This window comes from Bradyrhizobium sp., assembly GCF_016462955.1.
Taxonomy (GTDB): Bacteria; Pseudomonadota; Alphaproteobacteria; order Rhizobiales; family Xanthobacteraceae; genus Bradyrhizobium.
Genome location: NZ_JAEMSD010000579.1, coordinates 1 through 1168, shown reverse-complemented (window position 1 = coordinate 1168; position 1168 = coordinate 1). Strand labels below are relative to the sequence as shown.

The following is a 1168-nucleotide window of genomic DNA, read 5'->3' as shown; positions in this document are numbered from 1 at the left end:
ACCTCGCGCTCGCCGCTGCTGCGCATCGGCATCCCCGACGAGATCGCGGGCGCAGCGGTGTTCCTGGGCTCGAAGGCCGGTGACTTCATGACCGGCCAGACCATGGTCATCGACGGCGGCGCGACGATCAGTTGAAGTAACGACCGTGTCCCGGACGCGGTGCAGCGTGTAACGCTGCTCCGCATCGGGGATGCATGGGCCCCGGCTCTGCGCAGCAACGCGAAAGGGGCGTTGCAGTGCGTCCGGGGCACGAGGTCTCACTCCACCGCCGCGTAAACCAGGTCCCGCACCAGGGTCCGCGTGTAGTCGCGCTGTCCGGGGCCCTGGCTCATGAACACCGCGAACAGGTCCTCCTTCGGATCGATCCAGAAGAACGTGCCGGCAATGCCGCTCCAGAAATACTGGCCGACGCTGCCGGGGAAGGGCGCGATGCCGGCCTCCTTGCGCACGGCAAAGCCGAGGCCGAAGCCGTGGCCGGGCGACAGCAGCGTGCCGTTGATGGCAACGCCGGGAGCGAGGTGATCGGAGGCCATCAACTCCAGCGTTTTGCGGCCGATGATCCGGTTGCCGTCGAGCGTGCCGCCGTTGCGCAGCATCAGGCAGAAGCGGGCATAGTCCATGGTGGTCGAGACGAGGCCGCCGCCGCCGGACTCCATCACCGGCTGCTCCAGCATGTTGAACAGCGCGACCTTGTCGCCGGTCCAGGGATCGGCCGCGAACGGCTCGGCGAGGCGGCCGGCATTGGCTTCGCTGGTCGCGAAGCCGGTCTCGGCCATCCGGAGTGGCGCAAGCACCCGCTCGGTGAGGAACGCGCCGAGCGACTTGCCGCTGACGACCTCTATGATGCGGCCCAGAATGTCGGTGGACCGGCTGTAGTTGAACTCCGCGCCGGGCTGGCAGACCAGCGGGAAGCTCGCCACCAAGGCGGCGTGCTCGGCGTTGCTGATCTTGCGGCTGCGGACGCGGGACTCCTGGTAGAGTTTGTGCACGGGACCGTCGCCCTGGTGCTCGTAGGTGAGGCCGGAGGTGTGGCGGAGCAGGTCCTGTACCGTCATTGGCCGCGCCGGCGGCACCAGCTCCAGCCTGCCGTCCTTGACGACGCCGACCTTCTGGCTCGCAAATTCCGGGATGAACTTGGCGACGGGGTCACTGAGCAGGAGGTGGCCGT

The 1168-nt window shown here is 68.0% G+C and carries 2 protein-coding genes; one reads left to right on the top strand and one right to left on the bottom strand.

The genetic code is table 11. From position 1 onward, the window contains the following. Positions 1 to 135, top strand: a 135-nt coding sequence (locus JHD07_RS34815) for an SDR family oxidoreductase (protein ID WP_291630423.1), incomplete at its 5' end; no start/stop codon positions are given. A gap of 122 nt (positions 136 to 257) precedes the next feature. On the opposite strand, the gene JHD07_RS34810 is transcribed toward JHD07_RS34815, so the two are convergent. Then, a partial coding sequence (locus JHD07_RS34810) for a serine hydrolase domain-containing protein (protein WP_291630415.1) occupies positions 258 to 1168 on the bottom strand: 911 nt, incomplete at its 5' end.